We start from the raw sequence: 7,455 nt of genomic DNA, 5'->3' as shown, positions 1-7,455 counted from the left end.
CGGGTGGCTCAAGCGCTGGCGGCGCGTGGCGACGCGGGCCGAGAAGCTCGCCGTCACCTACCGCGCCGCCATCTGCCTCGTCCTCGCCGCCCGCTACGCAACGCGGTACTTCTCAGACACTACCTAGCGCCCAACCGAGTGTCCATTCGCGGCGTCTCGCTGCGCGCGCAAGCGCCAATTTCTTGGCTCTCCCTTTCCCCCTACAGGCCTCACGATGTCTGATGCAGCCCGCTCGACCCGCACGATCCTGCTCCCGCTGCTGCTCGCGGGGTGCACCCGTGCGTCCGTGCCGGTGCCGGCGGCGAAGGCCGTCGTCGCAGCCACGGCCGCGCCCGACACCGCGGCCGCGTCGCGCGAGCGCGCCCGCGCGCTGCTCGCCCGCGCCGTCGACGCGCTGGGCGGGCGCGACGCGGTCGCGACGCTCGCGGGCTTCGAGCTGGAGCTGGACGCGTACGCCGCGCGCGGCAACTGGCAGCAGGCACGCGTCTGGACCGACACGACGCCGAATCCGGTGCCCACGAAGCTGCGCCAGCTCGTCGACCTCGCGCGGGGGCGCGCCGTCAACGAGTTCCTCTCGACGTCGCCCGGGCCGATCCGGTTCCACTACCGCACGCAGCACGATCCCGCGGCCTCCTGGCAGGTGGACCTGATGCGCTGGCGACTCGGCGACGACCTGCAGCGCGGCAGCGCCGCGTCCGCGCGCACGAACGTCGCGTCGCTCGCGCGGCAGCTGCCGCAGGGCGTGCTGCGCCAGGCGATGGCCGCCGACACCGCGCTGCGCCACGCGGGCACCGCGACGCGCGACGGCCGCGCGCTCGAGCTGCTGACGTTCCCCGATCCCGGCGCGCCGCGCGCGGTGACGCTCGCGATCGACGCCGCGAGCGCGCGCCCCGCGTACGTCGCCGTCGCGGGCGCGGAGGTCGCGTTCGACGACTGGCGGTCCATCGACGGCGTGCCGGTGCCGTACCGCCGCGTGCAGCGCGCGGACGGCGTCGTCGCCGGCACGCAGCTCGTCACGCGCGTCGACCTGCGCCCCGCGCTCGACGACGCGCGCTTCGCGGTGCCCGCAGGATTCGCCGAGGCGCCCGCGCCCGGCGCGCCGCGGGCGACGCGCATCGCGGATCGCGTCTACCGCCTGGACGACCTGCCGGGCGGCTACCACGCGGCGTTCGTCGTCGGCGACGACGGCGTGTCGGTGCTCGAGGCGCCGGTCTCGCCCGCGCACGCGGAAGCCGCGCTGCGGCTGATCGCCGACTCGGCGCCGGGGCGCACGGTGGCGCGCGTGTTCGTCACGCACCACCACAACGACCACGTGGGCGGGCTCGCGCCGTACGTCGCGCGCGGCGCGGTCGTGGTGGTGGGCGCGGGGCTGGAGGAGGCGGTGCGGCGCCAGCTTCCCGACTCGCTGCGCGCGCGCGTGCGCTTCGAGACGGTCGCGGCGCGGCGCAGCTTCGGCGCGGGCACAGCGCGCATCGACGCGCTGCCCGTGGAGAACGGCCACGCCGCCGGCAACGTCGCGTACTTCCTGCCCGCGAGCGGCGTGCTGTTCCAGGGCGACCTGTTCTACATCCCCGAGCGCGGCGTGGTGCCGCCGGCCTTCACGGTCACCGAGGCGCTCGCGCGCGCGGTGCGCGACGCGGGGCTGCGCGTGCGGCAGGTCGTGGGCGTGCACGGCCGCACCGGCACGTGGGACGAGGTCGAGGAGTCGCGCCGCAGGGCCGCCGCGCGCTGACGCCGGTCGTGCGACGGCGCGCGCTCAGAGCCGGCAGTCCGTCCGCAGCCAGTCGATGACCGTGCGCGCGAGCCCCACGCGCCGGTCGCTGAACGAGTGGTCGGTGGGCCACACGTGCGTCGCGACGCGCGCGTTGCCCGCCTTCCGCAGCGCGTCGGCGAGCGGGGCGTGCGACGTGTTCGCCGTGTTGTCCAGCAGCAGCACGGGGCGCGCGCGCAGCGCGGGCGCGCTGGCGGCGAGCGCCCACTCGTCGCCGCGATCGAGCATCGCCTTCACCAGCGCGGCCGCGCCGCCAGCCGCCCGCAGCGGCGCACCGGGCGCGGTGATGTCGGTGGTGTACGCGAGGAACTCCGCGCGCGCCGCGGAGTCCTTCCGCATCGCCACGCCCTCGCGGCCGACGTCCCAGAACTCGAGCCCCGCCGCGCACGCGACCGTCGGGTCGGCGGCCGCGCCGCGCAGCGCGAGCCAGCCGCCCATGCTGTGCCCCACGAGCGCGAGGCGCCGCCGGTCGATGCGGTGGCGCGTCGCGTTCACGGAGTCGCGCAGGAAGCGCAGCGCGGCCGCGACGTCGGCCTGCGCGTTGTCGAACGAGAACTCGCCGCCGCTTCCCCACGCGCCGCGGTAGTGGAAGAAGAGGACGTTCAGCCCCGCGCGGCGCATCGCCTGCGCGAGGTCGAGGTTGCGCTCGTTGCCGGGATAGCCGTGCAGCAGCACGACCGTCGGGTGCGGGCCCTTTCCCGGCGCGAGATACAGCAGCCCATTCAGCCGCGCGCCGCCGCTCGGGAAGTGCAGCTCCACGAGCGCCATCGGGTTGGCGGTGTCGCGCGCGGGCAGGTCGAGCGTGACGGGATCGCGCGCGGGCACGCGCGGCTGCGCGTCGGCGCACGCGGCGGAGACGAGGACGGCGACGATGGCCGCGCCGGCCGCGCGCCTCACGGCCGCGCTCCCCGCTCGGCGTCGCGCAGGAAGGCGCGCAGCGAGTCCGCGGTGAGCTGCGGCTCGTCGACCATCATGCGGTGCGCGGCGCCGCGGATGATCGCCACGCGCGCGCCGGGGATGCGCTTCTGGACGTCGTACATCGTCTGCGGGCGCGCCTCGTCGAACTCGCCCGCCATCAGGAGCACCGGCAGGCGCAGCTCGCCGAGTCGCGCGGTGCGGTCGTAGTCGCGCAGCGTGCCGGTGGCGCTGAACTCGGATGCGCCCCACATGTGGCGGTACATCGCGCCGTTCCCCTGCACGCCGGCGCACTCGGGGTACGCGGCGGCGCGATCCGGGTGCCGCGAGTTGTAGCGCGCGAGGAAGCTGTCGTTGGCGGCGGTGAAGGCCGGCGTGTCGTACTGCTTCGACGCCTCCGCCTGCGCGATCACGCGCTGCAGCGTGTCGGGCATCAGCGCGACCAGCTCGCGCGCGTCCGCGAGCCACTCGGGCGTGCTGAGGAGCGGGCCGGCGAGCGTCACCGAGCGCACGCCGTCGGCGCCCTTCGTCAGCACGTACTCCGCGGCCACGGTCCCGCCCCACGAGTGGCCGAGGAGATGGACCTCGCGCAGGCCGAGCCGCTCGCGGATGGCGGTGATCTCGTCGACGAAGTGCGGGAGGTTCCAGTACGTCGTGTCGTTCGAGCGCTGCGAGCGGCCCGTGCCCAGCTGGTCGTAGAAGATCACCGGGCGCTCGTCGCCGAGCCGTCCGAGCTCGCGCAGCACGCAGCTGCGGCCCCCGGGTCCACCGTGGATGGCGAGGAGCGGCGTGCCCGTCCCCGTGCCGACGACGCGGTACCAGATGCGGCCCCCCGGCACCTCGAGCATTCCCTCGCCGGGCGCGAGCGGGCCGCGCGCGGTGCTGTCGCGGGCGGCCGTATCGGCGGGCGCGGCGTCCTTCGTGGCCGTGCAGGCGGCGAGCGTCAGCGTCGCGAGCAGGAGCGGGGCGAGGCGGCGGGGCATCGGGCAGGGGCGCGGGCGGAGTCGATCGCGGGTGGATCGCGCGAGCGCCTGCAAGGATGGCGGCCGGAGCCGCACGGGCAAGGTCCGACGCGTTCGGACTGTGATCCTCGTCGCCGTCGATCGTTCGGGCCCAGCGCGCCGGCCCTGTTGGCTTTTGGAGGGATACGGATGCTCGGGATCTCGACGGATCATTCGGATCGCTCCGCACCGGTGCATGGAACGTTGCCGCCACGCGGAGCGATCCGTCGGATCCGTTCCGATCCGCAGCATCCGTATCCCCCCAACAGGCGAATGGGGTCCGGCGCGACCGCGTAGGTGACTCTGCACGCAGCACGCAGCGGCCCCATCCGTTGGCTGTCGTCGCGGTGGCTCGCATCTCGCCATTGTCGGCTGGGTCCGGCGGCGCTCCGTGTGCCGCCTCCGCCATCAGCCGGAGTCCCACATGAGCCACCGTCGTCCCGCCCCGCGCTTCCTGCTCCCCCTCGTCCTGGCGGCCGCCGCGGCCGGATGCGACGTGAAGGCCTCCGCCGAGGACGGCGGGAAGGGGGCGGCCGCCTCGAGCGGGGAGGTCGACCGGAGCTGGACTGCGCCGACGGTCGCCGCGGTCGCCGGCGTCCCCTCCTCCGAGGTGAAGAGCGCCATCGAGCAGCGGCTCGGCGGCGCGCGCCCGGACGGGCTGGCCGACGACCAGTGGCGCCACGTGAAGACGCTCTACGGGCGCTTCGGCCGCACGCCGCTCTGGATGGACGAGGACGGCCCCGACAAGGCGCGCGCGACCGCACTGCTGCGCGCGCTCGTGGACGCCGACCAGGACGCGCTGCGTCTCGACGCCTATCCGCTGCCCGCGCTCGCCAACGCGCTGAACGCCCTCCGCAGCGGCAAGCCGACCGCCGCGCAGCTGGCCGAGACGGACGTGCTGATGAGCGCGGCCTTCACGGCGCTCGGCGAGGACCTCATCACCGGGCAGCTCAACCCGCGCACGGTGACCGAGGACTGGCACATCGACCCGAAGGAGGAGGAGGTCGACACCGCGCTCGTGCGCGCGATGCAGGAGCCGGCCACCGACCAGGCGCTCGACCGGCTGCGGCCGCAGGACCCCGACTACGCGGCGCTGCGCAAGGCGCTCGTGCAGTACCGCGACCTGTCGGCCAAGGGGAGCTGGGCGGCGGTGCCTGCGGGGCGCGCGCTCAAGCCTGGCGAGCCCGACGCGGCGACGCGCCTCCAAGCGCTGCGCGCGCGGCTGTCGGCCGAGGGGCTGACGAGCGACTCCGCCGCGGCGGCGCCGACGAGCGAGGGCGTGTCGCCCGCGAACGCCGCCGGCGCCGGGGACAGCGCGCAGCGGAAGCGCGCGGCGCGCGTGCGGCCGCCGCGCGCGGGTGAGGCGGTGTACGACGCGGCGCTCGCCGGCGCGGTGGCCGAGTACCAGGCGCGGCACGGCATCGTCGTCGACAGCATCCTCGGAGAGCAGACGGTGAAGTCGATGAACCTGTCGCCGTCGTACCGCCTGGGGCAGATCGCCGCGAACCTCGAGCGCCACCGGTGGATGCCGCGCGCGCTCGGCGCGAAGCACATCGCGGTCAACGTGCCGGCGTTCCGCCTGGAGGCGTGGGACCAGGGGAAGAAGGCGCTCGACATGAAGGTCATCGTCGGCGCCGAGTACGAGGACCGGCGCACGGCGGTGTTCAGCGACACGATGACGACGGTCGTCTTCCGCCCGTACTGGTTCGTGACCGACGACATCGCGACCAAGGAGCTGTGGCCCAAGCAGCAGGCGGACCCGGGCTACTTCGCGGCCAACAACTACGAGACGTTCCAGGAGGGGGGGCAGACGCGCATCCGCCAGACGCCGGGCGAGGAGAACTCGCTCGGGCTGGTGAAGTTCCTCTTCCCGAACGCGTACAACATCTACCTGCACGACACGCCGAACCGCGAGCTGTTCGGCAAGGACGTGCGCGCGTTCAGCCACGGCTGCATCCGCGTCGAGAAGCCCGCGGAGCTGGCGCAGTGGGTCCTCGGCTGGGACGCGGCGCGCGTGCAGGAGGCGATGAACAGCGGCAAGGACAACGTCGAGACGAAGGTCCCGCAGCGCGTGCCGGTGTACATCACGTACTTCACGGTCTACACGCAGGACGGCCAGCTGCGCTTCGGCAACGACCTGTACGACCGCGACGCGAAGATGATCCAGGCGCTGACGGCGGAGGCGGGCCAGAAGCCCGAGACGGTGGCGGCGGTGAAGGCGATCCGGACGCTGGTCGCGGAGCGCTGACCTGGGCTGCATGCTGCGTGAACGACGAACGGCAGCAGGGATGAACATCTGAGAAGATCGGATGACGACGGATGGCTCCGGTGGAGTGCGAGATCCCTCGCCGCCACACGGAGCCATCCGCCGTCATCAGACGTTATCCGATCTTCATCCTTGCAATGCCGTTGCCGTTCGGGTCCGGCACGCAAGAACCGAGAGCATTAGACAGGATCACAGGATTTGCAGGATTTACAGGATTGCGCTCCGCATGGCGAGACGGTCTCTCCCACCATGTGGAGCCGTGAATCCTGTCAATCCTGCCAATCCTGGTAATCCTGTCTGAAGCAGTTCGCTGTTCACGCAGCACGCAGCACGATGCACGCAGCGGTCGTCACGCCGCCTCGCGCCGCGCCACCTCGGCCCGCACGACGGGCGCCACCTCGGTGCCCAGGATCTCGATCGCGCGCAGCACCTGGTCGTGCGGCATCGTGCCGACCGTGAGCTGGATCAGCGCCCGCTGGTGCCCGAACAGCGCGTGCTCGTACAGCAGCTTGTCGATCACCTCCTGCGCGCTGCCGACGAACAGCGCGCCCTGCGGCGAGCGCTCGGCGTCGAAGCGGGCGCGCGTCGGCGGCGGCCAGCCGCGCTCGCGGCCGATGCGCCCCATCACCTCCTGGTAGGGCGGCCACGCCGCCGCGATCGCGGCGTCGGTCGTGTCGGCCAGGAAGCCGTGCGAGTTGATGCTCACCGGCAGCGTCGCCGGATCGTGGCCCGCGCGCCGCGCGCTCTCGCGGTACAGCTCCACCAGCGGCACGAAGCGCTGCGGCGCGCCGCCGATGATCGCCAGCGCCAGCGGGAGGCCCAGCGTGCCCGCGCGCGCCACCGACTGCGGCGTGCCGCCGACGGCGATCCACACCGGCAGCGGCGCCTGCACCGGCCGCGGATACACGCCGCGGTCCTCGATGCGCTGCGTGTGGCGGCTGCCGGGCCACGTCACGCGCTCGTCGTCGCGCAGCGCCAGCAGCAGCGCCAGCTTCTCCGCGAACAGCGCGTCGTAGTCGTCGAGGTCCTGCCCGAACAGCGGGAAGCTCTCGATGAACGAGCCGCGCCCCGCCATGATCTCCGCGCGCCCGTTCGACAGCAGGTCGACCGTCGCGAAGTCCTGGAACACGCGCACCGGGTCGTCGGAGCTGAGCACCGTGACCGCGCTCGTGAGGCGGATGCGCGACGTGCGCGCGGCCGCGGCGCCCAGCACGACGGCGGGCGACGACACCGCGTAGTCGGGCCGGTGGTGCTCGCCCACGCCGTAGACGTCGAGGCCCACGCGGTCCGCGAGCTCGACCTCCTCCAGCAGGTCGTGCAGCCGCTGCCGCGCATTGGTCGCGCGGCCGGTGCGCGGATCCAGCGACGTCTCGGCGAAGGTGTAGATCCCGATCTCCATGCGTGCGGGCGGTACTGGTGGCGTCGGACGGATGCGGAGCGCGCGACGGGCGCGCGGCACCGTGCAAGATGTTCGCTTGCCAGCCACACCGCGCGCCGAGCAG

The 7,455-nt window shown here is 73.9% G+C and carries 5 protein-coding genes; 2 read left to right on the top strand and 3 right to left on the bottom strand.

All coding sequences use genetic code 11. The annotated features are described in order from the left end of the window. Window positions 1–214: 214 nt before the first annotated feature. Complete coding sequence (locus rosag_RS24365; protein WP_284352796.1) at window positions 215–1,732, top strand: MBL fold metallo-hydrolase; 1,518 nt, start codon at window positions 215–217, stop codon at window positions 1,730–1,732. Window positions 1,733–1,756: 24 nt separating this feature from the next. Here the strand turns inward: rosag_RS24365 and rosag_RS24360 are convergent, their stop codons facing one another. Beyond that, on the bottom strand, window positions 1,757–2,668 hold the full coding sequence (locus tag rosag_RS24360; protein ID WP_284352795.1) for an alpha/beta hydrolase family protein: 912 nt from the start codon (window positions 2,666–2,668) through the stop codon (window positions 1,757–1,759). After that, window positions 2,665–3,669 (bottom strand): proline iminopeptidase-family hydrolase, encoded by a 1,005-nt coding sequence (locus rosag_RS24355; RefSeq protein ID WP_284352794.1) that lies wholly within the window; start codon window positions 3,667–3,669, stop codon window positions 2,665–2,667. Before rosag_RS24355 ends, rosag_RS24360 begins: the two co-directional genes overlap by 4 nt. A gap of 442 nt (window positions 3,670–4,111) precedes the next feature. On the opposite strand from rosag_RS24355, the gene rosag_RS24350 reads away from it, so the two are divergent. After that, complete coding sequence (locus rosag_RS24350) at window positions 4,112–5,935, top strand: L,D-transpeptidase family protein (protein ID WP_284352793.1); 1,824 nt, start codon at window positions 4,112–4,114, stop codon at window positions 5,933–5,935. Between the two features lie 367 nt (window positions 5,936–6,302). On the opposite strand, the gene rosag_RS24345 is transcribed toward rosag_RS24350, so the two are convergent. Beyond that, window positions 6,303–7,352, bottom strand: a complete 1,050-nt coding sequence (locus rosag_RS24345) for an LLM class flavin-dependent oxidoreductase (RefSeq protein WP_284352792.1) — start codon at window positions 7,350–7,352, stop codon at window positions 6,303–6,305. Between the last annotated feature and the right edge of the window lie 103 nt (window positions 7,353–7,455).

It is taken from the genome of Roseisolibacter agri (genome assembly GCF_030159095.1).
GTDB classification, from domain to species: Bacteria; Gemmatimonadota; Gemmatimonadetes; order Gemmatimonadales; family Gemmatimonadaceae; genus Roseisolibacter; species Roseisolibacter agri.
This window is presented reverse-complemented; position numbering and strand designations above follow the sequence as displayed.